The sequence below is a fragment of the Acerihabitans arboris genome, assembly GCF_010131535.1.
Lineage (GTDB): Bacteria > Pseudomonadota > Gammaproteobacteria > Enterobacterales > Enterobacteriaceae > Acerihabitans > Acerihabitans arboris.
In genome coordinates this window covers 160,808-180,442 of sequence record NZ_WUBS01000013.1, presented here as the reverse complement: position 1 = coordinate 180,442, position 19,635 = coordinate 160,808, and the positions used below count along the sequence as shown (strand labels likewise).

Genomic DNA, 19,635 nt, shown 5'->3' with positions numbered 1-19,635 from the left:
TTTAGCTTTTGCTGTCAACGAGCCGGCCGGGATGGGTATAAACAGTGGCCCGCCCCGGCTTGCTGAATCCCACCAGGGTTAGCCCGCATCGTTCGGCCACGGCCACCGCCAGGGCGGTGGCGGCAGAGACCGCAAACAGGATTTCCACGCCGCACATGGCGGATTTTTGTACCATTTCATAACTGGCCCGGCTGGAGACCAGCACCGCCCCGGGCACGGTGCCCTGGCGCGCCCGGTAGCCGAGCAGTTTATCCAGCGCCACGTGGCGGCCGACATCCTCGCAGCCCAGGGTCAGTTCGCCCGCGGGCGTGATCCAGGCCGCCGCGTGGGTGCAACCGGTCAGCCTGCCGATGGGCTGCACGCTTTTGAGCTGCGCCAGCGCGCGGTCCAGGCGGTCCAGCGGCCAGGTCTGGGTAAAGGGCAGCGGGGCGATGGGTTTGCCGATCTCCTCGAGCTGTTCGACGCCGCAGACGCCGCAGCCGGTACGCCCGGCCATCGCCCGCCGGTGTTCTTTCAGCCCCATAAACCGCCGGCTGGACAGTTCGATATGAACTTCCATGCCGTTGCAGGCCGCTACCACGTCCATGCCGTAAATCTCGCCCGGCGAGCTGATGATGCCCTCGGACAGCGAGAAGCCCAGGGCGAACTGCTCCAGCTCTTTTGGCGAGGCCATCATGACCACATGCGAGATGCCGTTGTATACCAGCGCCACCGGCACTTCCTCGGCCAGCCAGTCCGGTTGCTCAAGGGCGAGCCGTCCGCGCTGACGAACGCCGAGCCGGCTTATCCCGGCAAGGGCGGTGGGGTCGGTATCCTGAATGGAAAGCTTGTCGGTCACGATGGTTTACTCGCTGCTGGGGCTTTTGCGCCGGGAGTCCATAGTCTACTCCACCGGCGGCGGGGTAACAAAATGGCGGAGGGGTGCGCCGCTGCGCTTAAAAAGAGACTATGCTTCTGCTTAACGAGATGTTTAAACCTATCATCAAACTGTTCAGCCAATGTGTTATTCAAGAATGCTATGTAAGAAGGGTTGCCAACACAGGTTTTAAAAACGGTTCCCAGCACAAGACTTCACAGAGGTTTTTTCGATTGGCTGCCGCTTAAGCAGCCTCTTCGTCAATTGAGAAAAGGATACTTGACATGGCAATGGGTATTATCAGGATTTTAGCCGCAATCGTCCTGGTGGGCGCATCGGCACAGGGCGCCACCGCGGCATCCGCCCCCGCCTCAACCGCGCCGGTGGCTGAATTAAAAAACGGCACGCCCGTGGCGGCGGTAGGCGGCAAGATGACGTTGCAATTGCCGGCGGATTTTGTTAACCAGACGCGGGAAGACGCCAACGCGCAAAACACCGGTGTGGTGGTCCAGCTGTTTGCCAACCGCGCGCATCCGCAGGCGGTAGGCATCAGCGAGGTGCGCACGGTAAGCGGCGACGCCAACGACACCAGCGACGCGGCATTCAACAAAATGGCGCAGGGCGCGCTGTCGGGCCTGAAAACCCAGTTTAAAAACGTTAAGAAAACCGGCCAGACGCCGGTGATGGTGAATAAACATAAACTCCTGCGCATCGACTCACAACAGGAAATGCAGGGCAAGGCCATGCTGGGCACACTGCTGATTACGCCATACCAGGATCGTGTCGTCACCATCCAGGTGCTGACGCCGGACACCGCGGCCGGCGCCCATGACGCCCTGGTCAGCAGTATCCTGGGTACCCTGGCGTTCCATTAAGTACGGCTTATCCAACTTCTGCGTCATGGGCCATACTGATCATTGCGACCACGGCAACCGGAGGCGAACCGATGAAACTGATAGGCAGCTATACCAGCCCTTATGTGCGGAAAATTTCAGTTATCCTGCTGGAAAAAAATATTGCCTTTGAGCTCGTCAACGCCTCCCCCTGGAGCAATGATGCCAACGTCACGGCGGTGAATCCGCTGGGCAAGGTGCCGGTACTGGTTAACTCCCGGGGCGAAAGTATTTTTGATTCGCCGATCATCGCGGAATACCTGGAATTGACCTATCCGGAACCGCCGCTGCTGCCGGCGGATCGCCTGGATGCGCTGCGGGTGCGGCAAATTGAAGCGCTGGCGGACGGTGTGACCGATGCGACAATGGCCATTGTTCGCGAATGCGTGCGCGGCGCCGGGGAACAAAACGAAAACGTGCTGCTAAACCAGCGCGACAAAATCCGCCGCGGCCTGGATGCGCTGGAGCGCCATGCACGGGAAGGCCTGCGGCTGAACGGCCCGGTCCTGACGCTCGCGGATATTGCCGTGGCCTGCACGCTGGGTTTTATCAATTACCGCCGCGTGATGCCCAATTGGTGCGTGGATCGGCCGGTGCTGGTAACGCTGGTGGAGCGTCTGTTCGCGCGCACCAGTTTTGCGCGGACTGCGCCGCCGGTAGCAGCGACATTGTATGGTGCTGAAATGTTATGACACAAACTGTGAAGCTTCTCGAATAGTTAAACATTCATTCCCTCCTCACCTGTTGCGTGGCGCCCGCTGCGGCTAACGTTAAAGGATAGCGTTTATCGGCCCAGCCCACTCTTGGTTAGTAACAGTGTCTAGGAGAAACCATGGCTTACAATCCCCCCTCAAGCCGGTTGATACCCGGTGAATATGGTTACCCGCTCGAACTAAAACCACGTTATGACAACTTTATCGGCGGCGCATGGGTCGCACCGGTAAAGGGTGATTATTTTGTCAACCTGACGCCAGTGACCGGCCTGCCGCTGTGCGAAATCGCCAGCTCCAGCTCCGGTGACGTCGACCTGGCGCTGGATGCCGCCCATAAGGCTAAAGCGGAATGGGGCGCGATGTCGGTACAAACCCGCGCCAACATCATGCTGCGCATTGCCGATCGCCTGGAACAGAACGTCGAGCTGCTGGCGGCGGTGGAAACCTGGGACAACGGTAAGCCGATCCGTGAGACCAGCGCCGCCGACGTGCCCCTGGCCATTGACCATTTCCGTTATTTCGCCTCCTGCGTGCGCGCGCAGGAAGGCGGCATCAGCGAAATCGACGGCGATACGGTCGCCTACCATTTCCACGAACCCCTGGGCGTGGTGGCGCAAATCATTCCGTGGAATTTCCCGCTGCTGATGGCCTGCTGGAAAATGGCCCCGGCCCTGGCCGCCGGCAATTGTGTCGTCCTCAAGCCGGCCAAGCTGACCCCGCTCTCCATCCTGGTCATGATGGAACTGATCCAGGATCTGCTGCCGGCGGGTGTCATCAACGTGGTCAACGGCGCCGGCGCTGAAATCGGCGAATACCTGGCCACCTCCAAACGCGTGGCTAAAGTGGCGTTTACCGGCTCCACTGAAGTGGGCCAGCGCATCATGAGCTACGCGGCGCAAAACGTGATACCGGTCACCCTTGAGCTGGGCGGCAAATCGCCGAATATCTTTTTTGCGGACGTCATGGCCCAAGAGGACGCTTTTTTTGATAAGGCGCTGGAAGGGTTCGCCCTGTTCGCCTTCAACCAGGGCGAAGTCTGTACCTGCCCGAGCAGGGCGCTGGTGCAGGAATCCATCTATGAGCGTTTTATGGAACGGGCGGTGAAACGCGTCGAGGCAATCCGCAGCGGCAATCCCCTTGACGCCCGGACCCAGTTGGGCGCGCAGGTGTCCTCAGGGCAGATGGACACCATTCTCAACTATATTGATATCGGCAAAAAAGAGGGCGCCGAAATCCTGACCGGCGGGCGGCGCAAACAGCTGGAAGGCGAGCTGGCCGAGGGATATTACCTGGAACCTACCATCCTGTTCGGCAAAAACAGTATGCGGGTGTTCCAGGAGGAAATCTTCGGCCCGGTGCTGGCGGTCACGACCTTCAAGGATATGGATGAAGCGCTGGCGCTGGCCAACGATACGGATTACGGACTGGGCGCCGGCGTCTGGAGCCGCGACGGCAACGTGGCCTATAAAATGGGCCGCGGCATCCAGGCGGGCAGGGTCTGGACCAACTGTTATCACGCCTATCCCGCCCATGCCGCCTTCGGCGGTTATAAACAGTCCGGTATCGGGCGTGAAACGCACAAGATGATGCTGGAGCACTACCAGCAGACCAAATGCCTGCTGGTCAGTTACTCCGATCGGCCGATGGGGCTGTTTTAACCCCCGGGTGAAAAAAATGGCCGGCATTTGCCGGCCATTGTCATATTACGCTTACAGCGCCGGCGTCGGGATCGACGTCAGCGCCGACGCGCGGCGGCGGATAAACAGCCGTACCAGCGTATACCAGCCCAATACGCTTATCAGGTTGAACAGGTTGAATACCCCGCTGCCGCCCTGGGCGTACAGCGTTTTTGCCAGTTCGATGCCGAAGGTATAGACCAGGATATTCAGCATGCCCAGGGCGGCGGACACGGTGCCCTTGCTCATGGCGCATGAGAACAGCGTCAGGCGGTACAGCCCGGCGTTGGCCACCCCGATGCCGTAGGCGTACAGGCTCATGCCGGCGGTCATCCACAGATAGGCATGGGGAGAGAATAATGTCGCCACGGTGGACAGGGCCAGCCCGCCGATAATCGGCGCGGCGCCGAGTTTGATCAGCCGATCCACGGTGCGCCGGCCGCTTAAGCGCGCCAGGGTAATATTGCCCAGGATCAGCGCGCCGAACACCGGCATCTGCAGCAGGCCATATTCCATTGACGACAGCCCGCCATCGCCCATCAGGATCACCGGCGACTGGGCCAGCCATGACAGCAACGGCAGGCAGGCCAGTCCAATGGCCATGGCGCCGTACAGGAACTGGCGGTTGGTCAGCACCACCTTATAATCGCGCCACAGGCCGGCCGGGGAAAGCGGCTCCCCCAAACGCGAGGCGGTTTCGGGCATGGCCCGCCACAGCCCCGCCAACGCGATGGCCGCCAGGCCGGCAAACAACACGAACATAATCTGCCAGGAGGCGAACTGAACGATAGTGGCGCCGGCCAGGGGGCCGAGCAGCGGCGCAATCAGCGCGACGTTGGCCATCAGCGCGGTAATCTTGATGCAGGTAGCCTCATCGAACGACTCCTGGATGGTGGCATAGCCTACCGCGCCGATAAAGCACAGGCCAAAGCCTTGTAAAAAGCGCAGCGCCATAAATTGTTCAATGGTGTTCACCAGCAGGATGCCCAGGCAGGCGGCAATGAAAAATAGGACCCCGGCCAGCATCACCGGACGACGGCCGCGGCGATCCGACAACGGCCCCAGCAGCCATTGCAGCACCACTCCGCCCGCCAGATACGCGGTCATGGAGGTGGGAACCCATTCGCGTCCCGCGTTAAAGGATTCGACCACCGCCATCATGCCCGGCTGGATCATGTCGTTGCCGATATAGACGGCAAATTCAAATAACACCAGGCATAACGGAAACAACAGCGCCCGCCGGCCTAAACGGGCGGAGGGCGATAACGTACTCTGCATAAAATAACCAACTGAAATATAAGCGTTAAAACAAAAAATCCCGACAATGACTTGACCATTGGCCGGCTATTTTGCATTCAATTTAAGCCCCGCGCAACCCCCGGCTAAAATAACCGACTGTGCCGGAAATTCATTTTTACTTTGCTTCCTCATCTTTTGAAATATAGCCTATTTTTAAGCTATTGAAGATTAAGCCGATGAATGCAAAACGTAGATAGGGATGAAGTAAGTGGACGATGATAAAAGAATTGACTGGATTGATAATCTGCGTGCGCTGGCCTGCATGATGGTGATAATGATTCATACCACTTCGTTTTATGTTACCCATGGCATGGACATCGGCGAGCGTAACTGGTGGTTCGCCAATGTGCTCAATTCCGCTTCCCGCGTCGCCGTTCCGTTATTTTTTATGATTTCGGGATTTCTTTTTTTTGGCCCCCGGCGCGCCGGCGCGAAACATTTCCTGCGCGTGGGATTATGCCTGCTGTTCTACAGCCTCATCGGCCTGCTGTATATGGCGCTGTTTACCCCGATTAACGCAACGCAGGCGTTGGAAGGTGTCCTGCAAAAGCCGATTTTTTATCATCTTTGGTTTTTTTACGCGGTGATTGTCATTTACCTGCTTTCGCCGCTGATAGAAATAAAACCGGTGTCCGCCGGCTACCTGGCCATCATTATCTTGCTATTGGCGGTGTTGGCCAATCCCAATACCGTGGCGTTCAATCATGGCCGTATCACCCTGTTGCCGGTAAACCTGTTTATTAGCGGAGATACTTTTTACTACTTCTTATATGCGGTTTTAGGCCGGGCTGTCGGGATATTGAATCTGCCGGGCAAAAAAATTCCCGCTATCGCCGCGGCAATATTTATCCTCGCCGTGGTGTTGGTGGCGGTGGGCACTAAAAGGCAGATGATCATCAATGGCGACTTTGCCGACACATATTATCTGTATTGCGGACCCCTGGTGTTTATCGGCGCCATCAGCCTGTTTGTATTTTTCAAACAGGCTTTCGGTCACCGGTCATTCCCGCTGCTGCGCCTGATTTCTCGTTATTCGCTGGCCATTTATGGGTTCCATGCGTTTATCATTCATTTTATCCGCACCCACGGGCTTGATTTCAAAACCTTGCCGCCGCTGGATATCATTTATGTGTTTATGCTCACGCTGTTGCTGAGCCTGCTGCTGGCGGCGGGGGTGCGCCGGATCGATGCGCGCCGTTGGGTGAGCTGAGTCCGCGCCTTATACCTGCCAGCGCTCTTGCGCCCGGCGCAGCTGACGGCTTGAGGAAAATCCGGCGGCCAGCGCCGATTTCTCGATCCCCAACCCCTGCTGTATACGTTGCCGCGCGACCGTCAGCCGCAGCTGTTCGTGATATTCCCTCACGCTGATGCCTACATGTTCCCGGAACAGACGGGTCAAATGGCGGCTGCTCATAAACACCTGCCGGGCCAACTGCTCCAGCGGCCATTCGGCCTCCGGCTCATGGGCCAGGATATCCTGGGCACGGTGTATCGCCGGGTGCAGATGGTTTCGATAGCGTAACCAGGGCGACAGCTGGGGATCGTCGCCGCCGCGCCGGAAATACACCACCATTTCCCTGGCCACCGACATGGCCTGCTGCGGCCCGACGTAAAGGCTGACCATATACAGGGCCAAATCAATGCCGGCGGTTATGCCCGCGCTGGTGAACACGCCGCGATCCTCGACAAAAATCCGGTTGTCCTTGATTAGCGCGCCGGGGGCCTGCTGGCGCAGGCGCTCCATCACATCATGGTGGGTGGTGCAACGATAGCCATCCAGCAGCCCGGCCCGCCCGGCGAGCAGCGCCCCGGAGCAAATGCACACCAGCGTCCATGACATGTCCTGGAAGGATGACCGGTGATCCTGCAGCCACCGCCGCGCCTCAAGCGCCGGTGCACTGTCCAACTGGTGGCGGGAATCCGTGACGCCGGCGATGATCAGGATACTGTCGGACGGCAGGGTAGCCGGCAGCGGCGCGATACGGCTGATGGTCATGCCGGTGGAGGTGGGCACCTCCGGCTGCGGTCCGATGTAGTGCAGCCTGAAGGCGCCGGACAGCGTCAGCACCTCCGCCGGTCCGGTCAGGTCCAGCGACATGACGTGGGGCAATACCAGGAAATAGACATCGCGCATCACGCTTGCTCCAGCTCCGCCAGGCATCCGGCCACGGTGCGGATTTCGGCGAAACGATCGATCAGTACCGTTTCGGTGCGGTGTTTGAGATCCGCGCTGCTGAGCGTGCGGCCGCCGTGGGTCATGGGGAACGTCAGCGTCGCTTCGGTGACGAAAGTCACGCGGTAACCCAAATCCGAGGCCACCCGGGCGGTGGTTTCACAGCACTGCTCGGTACGGATGCCGGCGATAATCAGGTGCCTGATGTCACGTTCTCCCAGCCACTCATGCAGGCCGGATTCGGTCAGCGCGTTGTGGACATGTTTATTGAACGAGGCATCGGCGGCATGGGTCAAAAAGGGCAGCGGTTTTACCAGGCCGGACTCCGGGCTAAAGGGGCCGTCGCCGTTGTTATGGAAAACGTCCACCAGAGCCGCGCCCCGCTGCCTGCATCCCTCAATCAGGGACAGTATCGCCTGTTGAAAGGCGGGAACGTCGTCTTCCGACCAAAAGGACCGCTGCGGGAAGGACTGCTGGACATCGATGATCAATAATGCGCTTTGTGTCATTTCCGGACTCCTTAATAATGCCGTGGCACTATAGTGCCCAAGGGCAGGGCATAGAAACAGGTTAAATCCGGCCATGATAGGGTTAATTCGGGACAACCCCGGCCCTCCGGCGCAGAGCGGAACATTAGGGGAGTAGCGGCGGCGCTATATCCCGGCCCGGCAGCAGAACCCGGCGTTCAGGCGCGCCAGTAATCGTAATAAATATGTTCAACCTGGAAGTCGGTTTTTTGTTTCTCGCCGGTCAGGCGATAGGCCAGTGAAAAAGCAAAGTCAAAGGCGACACCCAGCCCCTTGCCGCTGAGCAGGTTACCGTCCTCAACCACTTTCTCATCGACAAACTGGCCGTCGCTCACCGTCTGGTGCAAATCGCCCGAGCAGACGTAACGGCGCCCGTGAAGCAAATTATTGCCGCCCAGCACCCGTGCCGCGGCCGAGCATAACGGACAGATCCATTTACCCGCCTCGTCGTGGCGACGGATAAATTCCGTTACCATCGGATTGGCGGCCAGGTTAACCGTACCCTCGAGCCCGCCGGGGATCACCACCGCGTCATAACGCTTATCCTGGCGATTTTCCAGCAGGGCGTCGGCAAACATCCGGATTTGGTGATAGCTGGCCAGCTCAAGACGGTCATGGCAGGACAGCGTTTCAACCTCGATTTCCAAACGGCGCAGCACATCGATTACGATAATGGCTTCCGCTTCCTCAAAACCCTTCGCCAATAACACGGCGACTGTCTTGGACATAGTTCCCCCTATGGTGTTGTGACGAATACCACAGGGTAGCATGATGTAAGTTATAAAATAGAACGCCGTTTCATTTTTGACAGGAGGATCGCAAATTTACAATTCCCCAGCGATTTTGCCCAGGCATCGACAGCCCCGGGAGTGGGAGCAAACGCTCCCTAATCTGTCCCGCGGGGGGTGGCAAGCGTTGGCTAATCTTCCGTCCATACGCCTAATACATATCCGTCCGGATCCTTGAAATGAAAGCGTTGTCCGCCGGGAAAAGCGAATATCGGCTTGACGATTTCCGCGCCGGCGGCTTCGAGCTTTTTCAGGGTGCCGGGCAGATCGCTGGCATAAAAGATAACCAGCGGGCCGCCTGCGGCAGTGACCGCTTCGGTAGAGGTAAAGCCGCCGGTTATCCGGCCATCATAGAATTCGGTATAGGTCGGGCCGTAGTCGGTAAACGCCCAGCCGAACACCGAGCCGTAGAATTGTTTGGCACGCTGGATATCACTTACATTGAACTCAACATAATCCACCTGACCGTTTGCGCCGATTTCTTTCATCAGGATGTCCTCCATAGGGGGGTGTCAGCTAAGTATGGCCCAGGAACCGATATCTGGCAGGCGGATGTCATCGTCGGCCGGGAGGCATTATCTTAGCAAAAGTGATCAAATTTACATTACGTTAACAAAATATATACACCAAGCGGTTAAAATTACGGGATTGACCGTGCTCGCCCATCTGCGCTCCTGGCTCCAACGGCACAATTAATCAGATTACCTTAATCCGTCTACGCTCTTACCGAGGAGAATTCATTATGCCGGCGCCTTGTTCATTTATTGATTCGCTGCTCCCCTGTTGCCGCGTGGCCAAAGAAGACCTTGACCACGATCGGCCGGCAACGTTTTTCCCTGCGGGGGTGGTTGCGGTAAATAACGCCGCCGATAAAACCGTGGTGACAGCGGAGCCGCAAAAAGATACCCCCTGTCCCATCGCCTATATAACCTTAAGGGCCTATACCGGACACGCCGCCTGCCTGGAACCGATCAAACCGAGCGTGAGGGTGTTGCGGGTTTTTCCCGCCGTCGTCAATCCACCGCCGGAACCGGCGAAGCAGGCCGCGCCGGTGCCGCCCGCAAGCGGGTTGCCGCTGGACGCCGCACGTTATTGCTCTTTCCCGTAATGCATGCCTTCCAGCTTCAGTCCGTCGGGATCGAGGAAAAATACCGCATAATAGTCGGTATAATATTCCCCGGCGGGATCGACGATGCGGGCGCCCTCTTGTTCCAGCCACGCCTGTAGCTCATCCACGTCCCGGCGGCTGTTCAGCGACCAGGCGTAATGATGGAAGCCGACATCGCCTTTACGATAAGGATGTTTTTTGCCCCGGCTGTCCGCCTGGTAAATCCAAAAGCGCGTATTGCCGTTGCTCCAGCCCATGGCTTCGGCCATTTCGTCCATGAGATCAAAACCAAGGAAGGTAAACAGACCGCTGTAGAACGCCTTTGACGCGGCAAAATCGCTGACGCTGATCACCAAATGATCCACTGCCTGGACACGGGACATAGTCTCCTCCTGTGGGACCGTTAATGTTCGCTGGTTTATGCTTGCCGAGGATTATGCCACAGGGTGGTAATGCCGCCCCGGTCGCCGGTAATCGGATCGGTGGCGGGCTTCTGCACCCGCCCGATGTGATGTCGCGCCGTTGCCAGCCGCGCGGGATCGTCGCGGCATAAATCGGCGCTCATGCCGTTTGGGTAAGCGCCGACCACCATGAAATCCTCGCTCGATTGCAGCGCCTTATGGCCGACTCCGGCCGGGATCAGCACCACATCGCCCATGGCCAATGTCGCCACCGGCCCGGTTTCGCCGCCGAATTGTACCCGGGCTGCACCGGCGTAGACGGCCAGCAGTTCATGGCAGTTGGAATGGAAGTGGGTAAAGTTATAGATAATATAGCGCCACTGGGCCGGCCAGTCGTTGGCGGCTAGGTGCCGCTCAAGCCAGGCCGCGGGATCGGGCGTTTGCGCCGGTATTACGTCGCGATAGATGACCAGCGGCAGCGGACTGTTGGGGACGCCGCCCACCGCTTCATTTAACTCCAGGGTTTCTATATTCGCCAGGTCATGGTCTATAAGATCTTGGGTCATGAAGTATCGCTCCTGCTCGTCTGGTTGGTCATGGGCTTTAATGACATGAAGATCCGCAATAAGTATTATCAGCATAGTTAATCGAGAGAATGATGCGAATGATTTACAGATAGCACCCACAAGGCATAAGCTAGCCGGTGTGATGAACCGCACGTTTTTGCCGTTCATTAATTTCCCATTAACTGGAGTAGCTACATGAGCAATGCTTTTCTGGACGTCATCAAGGCCCGTCGGTCGATTTACGCCATCGGCAGGAATGTCACGCTATCGGAAGATCAGATCGCCACGCTGGTAAAGGAAGCGGTCAAACATAGCCCTTCATCCTTTAATTCCCAAAGCTCCCGCGTTGTTGTGCTCTTTGGTAACCAGCATGAAAAACTATGGGATATCATCAAAGAAACGCTGAGAAAGATCGTGCCCGCGGCATCTTTCGCCACCACTGAAACCAAACTGGCCTCCTTTGCCGCCGGTAAAGGCACGGTGCTGTTTTTTGAAGACACCAACGTGATTGATGTTTTGCAAAAACAATTCGCCGCCTACGCCGATAACTTCCCCATCTGGTCTGAACACTCCACCGGCATTGCCCAGTTCTCCGTGTGGTCTGCCCTGGCGCAGGAACGCATCGGCGCTTCACTGCAGCATTACAACCCGCTGATCGACGACGAAGTCAAAAGCACCTGGGAATTGCCGCCCAGCTGGAAACTGCGGGCGCAAATGCCGTTCGGCTCTATTGAGCAGGCGGCGGGAGAGAAATCTTTTATTGCCGACGAAGAGCGTTTTCGCATCTTTAAATAAGCCTTAGATCGCCGTTTGCCGCGGATATGCGGATAAGGCCGGCCCACCCGCCGGTCTGTCGGCATGCGCGCGCGTGGGCAAAGGGTATTTTTTACACAGATGTTTTTTCAGGTTCGGCCAGTGCGTCTATAGTAAAGGAACTGGTCAAAAAATAGTCAGGTTAATAAAGAGGAGCGCAGCAATGACTCGAATTCTACTGGTATTTTTATTCTTTGTGGCGATCTGCGCCGGTATCATGGTGGTGCAAATGGGGGGGCGTTACCCCTGGATTTAGCTGTTCCTGGCGGGGATCTTGCGAAAGCCCGACCAGAGCTGCACCGTATTTATCAGCACCATCAAGGCCGTGAACAAAAATACCCAGCGGAAGCCCAGCACCGCCGAGACGCTGGAGCCGATAAGCGGCCCGACGACATTGCCCATATACATAAAGGATTGGTTATAGCCGAAGATGCGCCCGGTAACCTTATCGCTGGAGTATTTAACCAGCAGCGTCTGTACCGCCGGCATCAGCGCGCCATCGGTGAACCCGAGCAAAAAGCGCAGTACCCCCAGTTGAAAGGGCGTTTTTACCCAGGCCATAAAACAAAACAGCACGATGCTTGCGACCATCGCGGCCATCAGGATACGCGAGGTGCCGATACGGTCGCCCAACTGGCCAAGGCGCGGCGCGGCAATCAGCGCCGATACGCCCGGCACGGCGGCAATCACGCCGCTGATAAAGGCCAGGTTACCGGTATCGCGGGAAATATCCTTGATAAACAGGGTCAGGATGGGGCTGATCGAGCTGTTGGTCAGCTGGATCATCATGGTGGTGATAAACAGGCTGAAGATCAGGCCCGGATAAGGCAATGAGTGGAAGATCGCCCGGCCCTTGAGCTGATCGGCTTTTTTAACGTTGATCCCCCGCTCTTTAATCAAAAACAGCGTTACCAGGAAACTGGTAAACATCAGCGCCGATGTGACCAGGAAGACCACCCTCAGTCCCAGGTGATCGGCCATAAAGCCTCCCAGCAGGGGGCCGACAATCACCCCGGCCACCTGGCCGGTGGACAGGGTGCCGAGCGCCCAGCCGCTTTTGTCGCGCGGCACCTGCGACGCCACCAGCGCCATGGCATTGGGAATGTAGCCCGAGGTCAGGCCCATCAGCGCCCGCAGCAGGAACAGCTGATAGACATTGCTGGCGAATCCCTGCAACGCAATGACGACCGCCATGCCAAGTGAAGCGCGCAGCAGCATCAACTTGCGCCCCCGGCGATCCGCCAGGCTGCCCCACAGCGGCGCCACCACCGCCGATACCAGGAAGGTTGCGCTGAACACCAATCCTGACCAGATACTCAGCGCCTCGTGGGAGTGCACGCCCAGTTGCTCGATGTACAAAGGCAAAAAGGGCAGGATTTGGCTCATGGCCAGGCCGGTGAAAAAACAGCCTAACCAGACGGAAAAAATATTGAGCTTCCAGGCTTCCATGGATCTCACGCAGTAGGTAGGAATTGATAGCAAGTTTGCTAATGGTATCATTTAAGTGAAAATTCACGATAACAACTTACCGAAAAAGTGTAGCAAAAATGCACACTATGCTTTTTCGACGCCAACCGGCCGGCGTAATGAACGCATGAAAAATAACTTGCGATTTTATCGCACGCTATTTATAATGGCGCCATGAAAACGAAACATGACGACCAAAACGCGGCGGCCACGCCCTTAGCCCTTGATCAACAATTCTGCTTTGCCTTGTACTCGGCAAACCTGGCCTTGAACAAAGTCTATCGCAAATTACTGGTTAAGCTGGATCTCACGTATCCCCAATATCTGGTGATGCTGGTGCTGTGGGAGCGTGACGAGGTGATGGTATCGGATATCGGCGAACGGCTATATCTCGATTCCGCCACGCTAACGCCCTTGCTCAAGCGCCTTGAAACCGCCGGCCTGTTGGGGCGCTTTCGCTCCGCCGCCGATGAACGCCAGGTGATCATCCGTCTTACCGACAAGGGCCGGGCATTACGCGAGATAGCGCGCACGGTGCCGGACGACGTGCTGTGCGCCACGGCGTGTAGTGAAGAAAAACTTAACGAGTTAAAACGCCAACTGCAAACGTTGCGCGCCCAACTGGCGCAGTGGTAACGCCCAGCGAGGGCTAAACGACGACTAAGCCATAGCGATCGGCTATACTGAAAGCAGTTCCTGTTTTTAGGTTGCAAGCGATTTAATCGCGAGTAACGAATCTCCGTCCGGCGGTCCGTCCGACGAAGAAATCATCTAACAACGTAAGAGGAAAAAACCATGTCTATTGAAAAAGTTGTGTACCGCGCAAAGGCCAAGGCGACCGGCGGACGTGATGGCCGGGCCACCTCATCCGACGGCGTGCTGGATGTCAAACTGGGCGTGCCGAAAGAAATGGGCGGCCCGGGCGGGGAATTCACCAATCCGGAACAGCTGTTTGCCGCCGGCTACTCCGCCTGCTTCCTGGGGGCGCTAAAGCACGTCGCCTCGCAGGAAAAGGTGAAATTGCCCGCCGACGCCTTTATCGAAGGCACCGTCGGCATCGGTGCGGTGCCCACCGGCTTTGCCATTGAAGCCCAGCTGGATATTCATTTAGCGGGGATGGATCCTAGCGTGGCCGAAGCATTGGTCCAGAAGGCGCATGTGGTATGTCCTTATTCCAACGCGACCCGCAATAACATTGATGTTAAACTCAATGTAATCAATTAGTCCGTCGAGCCGGTGCGGCCGTTAAATGCCGCCGCCGGTGGGACAGGCTGAATGCCGCCGTGAGCCTTTGCCTGCGGCGGCTATTTTTTTGCCTGCTGCGGCGGTAGGGGATAAACGCTGGCTAAATGAAAACTTTTTGATATGAAATTTGTCAAAGGGATCTTGTACATTGAAGGCATGCTAATCCATTCGTTGTTAACCATGGTAACTTATGCCGCTCGCGACACCGGCAACCAAACAGGCAGTACAGCGACGCCAATACACTGATTTGATTCGCCGGGACTATTACCTTGATTAAATTTGTAAAACAGCTATCTCAGCAAAAACTATCGATAATAATCGCTGTTTATGTGGGTTTTTTTCTTAACCTGTCGGTTTTTATCCGGCGTTTTGACCTCCTCCATCCGGCCACCACTGTCGCCAACATGGTAGTCGCCCTTACCGAGATAATGGTCACGGTGCTATCCACGTTTTTATTGCTGCGCCTGATCTCGCTGGGCGGACGTCATTTTTACCGCACCGTAGCAACATTATTGTTGTTAATCTCCGTTGCCGCCAGTTATTACATGACATATTTTAATGTTGTTATTGGTTACGGCATTATTGCCTCGGTAATGACCACGGATATCGACTTATCAAAAGAGGTGGTGGGGTTTTATTTCGTGCTATGGATGATGGTGGTCAGCGCCTTGCCGTTATTTTTAATCTGGCATAACGCGGTGAGCGGTACCCTGATCCAACAGATGAAAACCCCCGGCCAGCGGCTTAAGCCCCTGTTGACCCTGGCGGCTATCCTTGTCCTGATCTGGCTGCCGGTACGCTATCAGGACAAGGCACAGCACGTGCGCGAAAAAATCACCAATATCGACATGCCCAGCTACGGCGGCGTTATCGCGCACTCCTACCTGCCGGTTAACTGGATGGCCGCCCTAGGCCTGTTTGCCTATACCCATTTCGACGAAAGTCATGATACCGTCTCATTGTTCGACCCGGCCAAACATTTTACCTACGTGCCGCCGGCCGGTATCGATGATACCTATGTGATATTTATTATCGGAGAAACCACCCGCTGGGATCATATGGGACTGTTGGGCTACAAGCGCGATACCACGCCCAGGCTGTCCCGTGAAAAGAACATGGTGGCCTTTCGCGGGCAATCTTGCGACACCTCCACCAAACTCTCCCTGCGCTGTATGTTCGTGCGCGAGGGCGGGGCGGCGGATAACCAGCAGCGAACGTTAAAAGAGCAGAATATCTTTGCGGTAATGCGTTCGCTCGGCTTTACCTCCGAGCTGTTCGCCATGCAAAGCGAGGTCTGGTTCTATAAAAATACCTACGCCAACAACTTTTCCTTTCGCGAAATGATCGCGGCGGAAAAGCGTAACGGCGGCAAGTCGGTGGACGACATGATGCTGGTGGATGAGATGAGCGAGTCGCTTAAGCGCTATCCGAAAGGCAAACATCTGGTGGTGATGCATACCAAAGGCTCGCACTATCTTTATTCGCAGCGTTATCCGCGCAGTTTTGCCCGATACCAGCCGGAATGCATGGGCGTGGACCACTCTTGTACCAAGGCGCAGCTGGTTAACGCCTTTGATAACAGCGTGCTCTACACCGATAGTTTTATCGCCAACGTTATCGACCAGGTGCGTAATAAAAAAGCGCTGGTGTTCTATGCCGCCGATCATGGCGAGTCCATAGACGAGAACTACCATTTGCACGGCACGCCGCGCGATATGGCGCCGCCGGAGCAGTTCCGCGTGCCGATGATGGTCTGGGCGTCGGATGCGTTCCTGGCCGATCCGACCCACCGCGACGCGTTCGATCGGTTGCAGGCGCAACAGCGCATCGGCGTCACCCATCGTCATGAAGAGCTGTTTGATTCCATCCTCGGCTGCCTGGGGTACACGTCGCCAAACGGGGGGATTAAAACGGAAAATAACTGGTGCGCTAAACCCGCCAAGGGTACGGCGCTCTGATGGGGTTGCGCCGCGCCGGGCGGACGGGCGCCATGATAAGCCGCCGCCGCGCCAGCGGTTTCAGCAAGCCGGCGGCAATGCCGGCCTGAAGTTTTTTTGTCAAAAGTCGGCCGGAATTGTTGAAAAAGGGATTGACGCAAAAAGACGGCCGCAGTAAGATGCGCCCGCACTCGGTGAGTGGCGCAGCCTGGTAGCGCAATACGTTCGGGACGTATGGGTCGGAGGTTCAAATCCTCTCTCACCGACCAACTTTCCCCGGGGTCTTGTCCACGAAGGTTTAGACAGGGCCGGAAAAAGAGCACGTCATCGCGACGTGCTTTTTTTTGCTCAAATTTCGCTGTCCGGCTATCGGCATCCGGCCTGGCCTGCTTCGGCAACTGGGACGACCGCCATGACTTCGCGTGCATCCCCGGAGTTCGACCAGTCATTTGCTTTTTAGAAATTATTAAATTTATTTAAAATTAATAATTCTTATGATTAGTCATATTAGTACCGACAAATTCATTCGATGGCCGTTGCGCTGAATTAAGGTGAAGCAAAAAATAACTTGTGTGTAACGGCCTGACGGCGCATGTTACGAGGGTTGCAATGATGATTATTTTTGTGCTGGGGCGGGATTATCATTTTTATGGAGATTGTTCGTTCAATTATAAACATTGCCAGATGCCGCCGTTACCGGTTAAGCGCCATAAAATTCTATGTGAGATAAAAAATGAAAGTTGATTTCTTTTTGATTGAACAGGATAGGAAAACGTCTATTTATCATGACGAATTCAAACTTGGACGTATCTTGGTGATGCCGAAAATAACCCTGCAGATGATTGCCCAGAGGACCAAACGAAAAATTGCAACCGATGTAAGAAGTTATAACAGCGCCGTTCATGTGAGTGCGGATGGGAAAAGATATGCCGTGGCATTTTCAGGAGACATCATCCCGCCGTTGGAAACGGATGAGTTAATCAGGACATCGGATCCAAAGCCATTGCCCCTGATATGACATTTATGCTCCCAGTCCAGGTATCGAGACAAATGCCATAACCGTTACGCCTGTAAAATTATCATGTTTTCCCCCCGCCATCGAAAAATAATTTTCGCTTTTGTCAGATTTTTTCTTGGATATGTCAGCAAGAACTTTCTCTCCCAAAAATAAAATCGGCATCAGACTTTTCAACCTGTTTAAGGATGTCATTGTGGCTAAATTTTTGATGATCGGTGGCTCGTTAGATGGGAAAATACTCGAGAAATCCTATCCTAGGGAGCTTATACATAAATTCAATAATTCGGTAAGTATCGAATGTATTAGCAGCGGTGAACAGTTGCGGGAAATTAACGCGATTGAAACCTATTACGTGGAACGAACGCTCATTGACGGTAAATTTTATGCATACGCGAGTTCAAGGAGCCTTAAGGAAAATGAGGCGGACGAGTTGATTAAATCATCTGCGCTTGAGGCACTGGATAATAATGCTTAACGATATTCAGCGATAGGTAAAAGAAATATTTTAAAGCATCGATTGGTGAAGCGAAAAAATGATATCCTGCCGTTTGAAAAAACCGTGTGGCAAAACTAACCATTCTTTTTTATCCCCCTTCCGCAGATTACGCGCATACTTTTCTCTGATAATCCCGAAAGCTTAAATCGTCCCTGGCTCGAAACATTGGTACCCGGCACCGCTTTACGGCATGATTAGGCTATCAACCGGGGAGGGCCATGATGGACATGATCGTTACCAGCGAGCCGACGCATAAAGATATCGATGAGTTAAGAAACGGCATTATTCATTATTCCGCGCAACATATTGATGTCAGCGAGATCAAGGCGTTGGCTATCTTTTTTACCGACAAGGCCGGCAATAAGCTCAGCGGGTTGAGCGGCTCTACGGCGGGCAATTGGCTGCGCATCGATTTGCTGTGGGTCAGCGCCGCGCTGCGCGGCCAGGGCATCGGCACCCGATTGATGCGCGCCGCGGAATCCGAGGCTATCGCCCGTGGATGCATATTCGCGCAGGTGGATACCACCAGTTTCCAGGCCCGTCCGTTTTATGAAAAGCTGGGCTACGTTTGCCGGATGACGCTGGATAATTATCCCCGCGTCCATCAGCGGTATTACCTGACCAAGGCGCTGGTTTAAGCGTCGGCAGGGCGTATCCGGTCGCGCGGTCTAGAATGACAAATCGATAACCACATTATCGCTATAGTTGCCCGGCGGCGGCGTAGGCTGGTTTAGCAGGATCCTGGCGACATATTGATAGGTGCGTTGGGTGCCGTCGCTGCTGACGCCGCTTGACTGCGCGCTGGCCCAGCGATCGTTGCCGCTGTCGCCCCAGCGCGCGCAGCCGGTGCTTTTGTAGATATCGTAACCGAGCAAATGGCCGCCGCCGGCCATGTTCCTGACGTTGCCGACCGCGTTATTGCCATTGCCCATTCCCACGGTATAGGTACTGTCTTTGGTGCAGACAACGGTCACGGCCTGCGACACCGGGTTAAAACCGCTCACCAGCGGCGCGTCGCCAAAGCTGATGTTGGCAGCGGTAATGGTCACGCAGTCATTGGTGATCACCAGGGTAACGACCAGCGGCACCATGGCGGAACCGGTCTGGCTGCTGCCCGGCATGCATTGCCCCAGCGCGCCGATACCGGTGCAGATAGCGTAGTTCACCAGGATATTGAGGGTCAGGGTATAGGTTCCCGCCGCCACGTTCTGGCCCGTCATGGTGCGCATATACAGCGGAATAGTGAAATTCGATCCCCCCATCAGGCCGACCAGGTTAATCAACTGGCCGGAGTTAAACATCGCCGGGGCGCCGTTTAGCGCCAGTTCCGTTGAACAGTTGACGGTGGTGCAGATTTGGAGTGGGATAACGTCGGCGCCGCCGGCATATTTCAGTGCCGCCCGACCGGCGCTGACGTTGCTGGCGGAATAGAGCTGCAGGTGAATATAGTCGGTGCTCATCAGCGCCAGCGTGCCGCCGGCGCCGCAGTTAACCTGAATATTGCCGCTGGACGCGCTGACGGCGCTGTTGATGCTGAATGAACTCGCCGTGCCCAAAGCAACACTGGCGCCGGGCAGGGTGCAGGCGGCATGGGCGACCTGGCACAGGAGGCATAAGATCAGGAACATGGCTCCCGGCGATAACTCTTTCATCTGACGC

General features: G+C 55.9%; 23 protein-coding genes and 1 tRNA gene. 13 read left to right on the top strand and 11 right to left on the bottom strand.

All coding sequences use genetic code 11. From position 1 onward, the window contains the following. Position 1: 1 nt before the first annotated feature. Entirely contained in the window at positions 2-838 is an 837-nt protein-coding gene (fdhD, locus tag GRH90_RS18255; RefSeq protein WP_162367387.1) for a formate dehydrogenase accessory sulfurtransferase FdhD, read from the bottom strand. Positions 839-1,140: 302 nt separating this feature from the next. Here fdhD and GRH90_RS18250 point away from each other — a divergent pair, with 302 nt between their 5' ends. The 3 genes from GRH90_RS18250 to exaC all read left to right on the top strand — a co-directional run bounded on the left by GRH90_RS18250 (position 1,141) and on the right by exaC (position 4,120). After that, positions 1,141-1,731, top strand: coding sequence for a hypothetical protein (locus GRH90_RS18250; protein WP_162367386.1), 591 nt, complete (start codon positions 1,141-1,143; stop codon positions 1,729-1,731). 71 nt (positions 1,732-1,802) lie between these two features. Then, positions 1,803-2,441 carry a glutathione S-transferase gene (locus GRH90_RS18245; protein WP_162367385.1) on the top strand — a complete coding sequence of 213 codons (639 nt, stop codon included), beginning with the start codon at positions 1,803-1,805 and terminating at the stop codon, positions 2,439-2,441. Between the two features lie 140 nt (positions 2,442-2,581). After that, positions 2,582-4,120, top strand: coding sequence for an acetaldehyde dehydrogenase ExaC (gene exaC / locus GRH90_RS18240; RefSeq protein ID WP_162367384.1), 1,539 nt, complete (start codon positions 2,582-2,584; stop codon positions 4,118-4,120). Between the two features lie 51 nt (positions 4,121-4,171). On the opposite strand, the gene GRH90_RS18235 is transcribed toward exaC, so the two are convergent. Beyond that, positions 4,172-5,416 carry an MFS transporter gene (locus GRH90_RS18235; protein ID WP_162367383.1) on the bottom strand — a complete coding sequence of 415 codons (1,245 nt, stop codon included), beginning with the start codon at positions 5,414-5,416 and terminating at the stop codon, positions 4,172-4,174. Positions 5,417-5,645: 229 nt separating this feature from the next. On the opposite strand from GRH90_RS18235, the gene GRH90_RS18230 reads away from it, so the two are divergent. Further along, positions 5,646-6,647, top strand: coding sequence for an acyltransferase (locus tag GRH90_RS18230; RefSeq protein WP_312857200.1), 1,002 nt, complete (start codon positions 5,646-5,648; stop codon positions 6,645-6,647). 9 nt (positions 6,648-6,656) lie between these two features. Here GRH90_RS18230 and GRH90_RS18225 read toward each other — a convergent pair whose 3' ends face one another. From GRH90_RS18225 to GRH90_RS18210, 4 genes are all read right to left on the bottom strand, one after another. Further along, a complete protein-coding gene (locus GRH90_RS18225; protein WP_162367382.1) occupies positions 6,657-7,574 on the bottom strand; it encodes a GlxA family transcriptional regulator in 918 nt (305 codons plus the stop codon). Then, positions 7,571-8,119 carry an isochorismatase family protein gene (locus GRH90_RS18220; RefSeq protein WP_162367381.1) on the bottom strand — a complete coding sequence of 183 codons (549 nt, stop codon included), beginning with the start codon at positions 8,117-8,119 and terminating at the stop codon, positions 7,571-7,573. Before GRH90_RS18220 ends, GRH90_RS18225 begins: the two co-directional genes overlap by 4 nt. 176 nt (positions 8,120-8,295) lie before the next feature. Next, on the bottom strand, positions 8,296-8,865 hold the full coding sequence (locus GRH90_RS18215; RefSeq protein WP_162367380.1) for a DJ-1/PfpI family protein: 570 nt from the start codon (positions 8,863-8,865) through the stop codon (positions 8,296-8,298). A 191-nt stretch (positions 8,866-9,056) separates the two neighbouring features. Continuing rightward, positions 9,057-9,413: a VOC family protein gene (locus GRH90_RS18210; protein ID WP_162367379.1), complete on the bottom strand. Its 357-nt coding sequence runs from the start codon at positions 9,411-9,413 to the stop codon at positions 9,057-9,059. A 254-nt stretch (positions 9,414-9,667) separates the two neighbouring features. On the opposite strand from GRH90_RS18210, the gene GRH90_RS18205 reads away from it, so the two are divergent. Next, a complete protein-coding gene (locus tag GRH90_RS18205; RefSeq protein ID WP_162367378.1) occupies positions 9,668-10,033 on the top strand; it encodes a hypothetical protein in 366 nt (121 codons plus the stop codon). Here the strand turns inward: GRH90_RS18205 and GRH90_RS18200 are convergent. Then, on the bottom strand, positions 10,015-10,416 hold the full coding sequence (locus GRH90_RS18200) for a VOC family protein (protein WP_162367377.1): 402 nt from the start codon (positions 10,414-10,416) through the stop codon (positions 10,015-10,017). The genes GRH90_RS18205 and GRH90_RS18200 overlap by 19 nt on opposite strands. A gap of 35 nt (positions 10,417-10,451) precedes the next feature. Continuing rightward, entirely contained in the window at positions 10,452-11,000 is a 549-nt protein-coding gene (locus tag GRH90_RS18195; protein ID WP_162367376.1) for a cupin, read from the bottom strand. Positions 11,001-11,195: 195 nt separating this feature from the next. Here GRH90_RS18195 and GRH90_RS18190 point away from each other — a divergent pair, with 195 nt between their 5' ends. After that, on the top strand, positions 11,196-11,795 hold the full coding sequence (locus GRH90_RS18190; protein WP_162367375.1) for a nitroreductase family protein: 600 nt from the start codon (positions 11,196-11,198) through the stop codon (positions 11,793-11,795). Between the two features lie 270 nt (positions 11,796-12,065). On the opposite strand, the gene GRH90_RS18185 is transcribed toward GRH90_RS18190, so the two are convergent. Next, complete coding sequence (locus GRH90_RS18185; RefSeq protein WP_162367374.1) at positions 12,066-13,262, bottom strand: multidrug efflux MFS transporter; 1,197 nt, start codon at positions 13,260-13,262, stop codon at positions 12,066-12,068. A gap of 192 nt (positions 13,263-13,454) precedes the next feature. On the opposite strand from GRH90_RS18185, the gene GRH90_RS18180 reads away from it, so the two are divergent. The 5 genes from GRH90_RS18180 (at position 13,455) to GRH90_RS18160 (ending at position 17,480) form a co-directional block, all read left to right on the top strand. Beyond that, a complete protein-coding gene (locus GRH90_RS18180) occupies positions 13,455-13,916 on the top strand; it encodes a MarR family winged helix-turn-helix transcriptional regulator (RefSeq protein WP_162367373.1) in 462 nt (153 codons plus the stop codon). 159 nt (positions 13,917-14,075) lie between these two features. Then, complete coding sequence (locus GRH90_RS18175) at positions 14,076-14,504, top strand: organic hydroperoxide resistance protein (protein ID WP_162367372.1); 429 nt, start codon at positions 14,076-14,078, stop codon at positions 14,502-14,504. A 293-nt stretch (positions 14,505-14,797) separates the two neighbouring features. Further along, complete coding sequence (eptB, locus tag GRH90_RS18170; protein ID WP_162367421.1) at positions 14,798-16,483, top strand: kdo(2)-lipid A phosphoethanolamine 7''-transferase; 1,686 nt, start codon at positions 14,798-14,800, stop codon at positions 16,481-16,483. Positions 16,484-16,654: 171 nt separating this feature from the next. Further along, positions 16,655-16,731: transfer RNA gene (locus GRH90_RS18165), tRNA-Pro, on the top strand. 464 nt (positions 16,732-17,195) lie between these two features. Then, positions 17,196-17,480 carry a hypothetical protein gene (locus GRH90_RS18160; RefSeq protein ID WP_162367371.1) on the top strand — a complete coding sequence of 95 codons (285 nt, stop codon included), beginning with the start codon at positions 17,196-17,198 and terminating at the stop codon, positions 17,478-17,480. A 3-nt stretch (positions 17,481-17,483) separates the two neighbouring features. Here the strand turns inward: GRH90_RS18160 and GRH90_RS18155 are convergent, their stop codons facing one another. Beyond that, positions 17,484-17,642 carry a hypothetical protein gene (locus GRH90_RS18155; protein WP_162367370.1) on the bottom strand — a complete coding sequence of 53 codons (159 nt, stop codon included), beginning with the start codon at positions 17,640-17,642 and terminating at the stop codon, positions 17,484-17,486. Between the two features lie 31 nt (positions 17,643-17,673). Between GRH90_RS18155 and GRH90_RS18150 the strand changes: the two genes are divergently transcribed. Beyond that, positions 17,674-17,955 (top strand): hypothetical protein, encoded by a 282-nt coding sequence (locus GRH90_RS18150; protein WP_162367369.1) that lies wholly within the window; start codon positions 17,674-17,676, stop codon positions 17,953-17,955. A gap of 242 nt (positions 17,956-18,197) precedes the next feature. After that, the gene (locus tag GRH90_RS18145; RefSeq protein ID WP_162367420.1) at positions 18,198-18,614 is read left to right on the top strand and encodes a GNAT family N-acetyltransferase; all 417 of its coding nucleotides are present in this window, start codon (positions 18,198-18,200) and stop codon (positions 18,612-18,614) included. Between the two features lie 30 nt (positions 18,615-18,644). On the opposite strand, the gene GRH90_RS18140 is transcribed toward GRH90_RS18145, so the two are convergent. Then, positions 18,645-19,628: a Csu type fimbrial protein gene (locus tag GRH90_RS18140; protein WP_162367368.1), complete on the bottom strand. Its 984-nt coding sequence runs from the start codon at positions 19,626-19,628 to the stop codon at positions 18,645-18,647. Positions 19,629-19,635 lie beyond the last annotated feature (7 nt).

Excerpts from the sequence above, each read along its gene's own strand:
- GRH90_RS18245 (WP_162367385.1), top strand. The coding sequence starts at position 1,803 with ATGAAACTGATAGGCAGCTATACCAGCCCTTATGTGCGGAAAATTTCA.
- GRH90_RS18220 (WP_162367381.1), bottom strand. The coding sequence starts at position 8,119 with ATGACACAAAGCGCATTATTGATCATCGATGTCCAGCAGTCCTTCCCG.
- GRH90_RS18195 (WP_162367376.1), bottom strand. The coding sequence starts at position 11,000 with ATGACCCAAGATCTTATAGACCATGACCTGGCGAATATAGAAACCCTG.
- GRH90_RS18200 (WP_162367377.1), bottom strand. The coding sequence starts at position 10,416 with ATGTCCCGTGTCCAGGCAGTGGATCATTTGGTGATCAGCGTCAGCGAT.
- GRH90_RS18145 (WP_162367420.1), top strand. The coding sequence starts at position 18,198 with ATGGACATGATCGTTACCAGCGAGCCGACGCATAAAGATATCGATGAG.
- GRH90_RS18155 (WP_162367370.1), bottom strand. The coding sequence starts at position 17,642 with ATGCCGATTTTATTTTTGGGAGAGAAAGTTCTTGCTGACATATCCAAG.
- GRH90_RS18235 (WP_162367383.1), bottom strand. The coding sequence starts at position 5,416 with ATGCAGAGTACGTTATCGCCCTCCGCCCGTTTAGGCCGGCGGGCGCTG.
- GRH90_RS18190 (WP_162367375.1), top strand. The coding sequence starts at position 11,196 with ATGAGCAATGCTTTTCTGGACGTCATCAAGGCCCGTCGGTCGATTTAC.
- GRH90_RS18160 (WP_162367371.1), top strand. The coding sequence starts at position 17,196 with ATGAAAGTTGATTTCTTTTTGATTGAACAGGATAGGAAAACGTCTATT.
- GRH90_RS18250 (WP_162367386.1), top strand. The coding sequence starts at position 1,141 with ATGGCAATGGGTATTATCAGGATTTTAGCCGCAATCGTCCTGGTGGGC.
- GRH90_RS18215 (WP_162367380.1), bottom strand. The coding sequence starts at position 8,865 with ATGTCCAAGACAGTCGCCGTGTTATTGGCGAAGGGTTTTGAGGAAGCG.
- GRH90_RS18175 (WP_162367372.1), top strand. The coding sequence starts at position 14,076 with ATGTCTATTGAAAAAGTTGTGTACCGCGCAAAGGCCAAGGCGACCGGC.
- GRH90_RS18140 (WP_162367368.1), bottom strand. The coding sequence starts at position 19,628 with ATGAAAGAGTTATCGCCGGGAGCCATGTTCCTGATCTTATGCCTCCTG.
- GRH90_RS18205 (WP_162367378.1), top strand. The coding sequence starts at position 9,668 with ATGCCGGCGCCTTGTTCATTTATTGATTCGCTGCTCCCCTGTTGCCGC.
- exaC (WP_162367384.1), top strand. The coding sequence starts at position 2,582 with ATGGCTTACAATCCCCCCTCAAGCCGGTTGATACCCGGTGAATATGGT.
- GRH90_RS18210 (WP_162367379.1), bottom strand. The coding sequence starts at position 9,413 with ATGAAAGAAATCGGCGCAAACGGTCAGGTGGATTATGTTGAGTTCAAT.
- GRH90_RS18185 (WP_162367374.1), bottom strand. The coding sequence starts at position 13,262 with ATGGAAGCCTGGAAGCTCAATATTTTTTCCGTCTGGTTAGGCTGTTTT.
- GRH90_RS18180 (WP_162367373.1), top strand. The coding sequence starts at position 13,455 with ATGAAAACGAAACATGACGACCAAAACGCGGCGGCCACGCCCTTAGCC.